The sequence below is a fragment of the Falsirhodobacter sp. 20TX0035 genome, from assembly GCF_028307215.1.
In the GTDB taxonomy this organism is placed as follows: Bacteria; Pseudomonadota; Alphaproteobacteria; order Rhodobacterales; family Rhodobacteraceae; genus Falsirhodobacter.
In genome coordinates this window covers 1-431 of record NZ_JAQMHV010000038.1, presented here as the reverse complement: position 1 = coordinate 431, position 431 = coordinate 1, and the positions used below count along the sequence as shown (strand labels likewise).

Annotated in this window: 1 protein-coding gene; it reads right to left on the bottom strand. The window is 63.3% G+C overall.

The annotated features are described in order from the left end of the window. Positions 1–348 (bottom strand): helix-turn-helix domain-containing protein (locus PIJ50_RS16330; protein ID WP_271976659.1); only part of this gene is annotated, 348 nt, incomplete at its 3' end. Positions 349–431 lie beyond the last annotated feature (83 nt).

The window sequence follows — 431 nt, the reverse complement described above, 5'->3', positions numbered from 1 at the left end:
CACCGCCCCGCGGGACTGTGACCAGGTTCGCGCGAACCGGCGCACGGCATCGTATCCGCCCTCATATCCGAGGGCCTGCAACTCCTCGAAGATGCGGATCAGCGTCAGCCGCTCACGAGATGCCTTCGACGCATTCGAGGACAGAAACTGCTCGAGCTGACCCTGCCACGGCCCGATCCGGGGCAACGGCTGGCGGCTGCGCTCGTAGCTGAAATCCGTCTCGTCCGACCGCAGGATCTTACGCACCGTGTTCCGCGACACGTGCAGTTCCCGAACGATCTTCTTTACCGACCACCCATGAACATAGAAGGCTCGTCGGACCCGCGCGATCGTATCCACCCGCTTCATCTCCCCCTCCGCTCGCTGACCCTCCAGCGAACGGTCCGACAAAACATCAGGGGGGTCAAAATTGGGCGCCGATACCCCCGTCT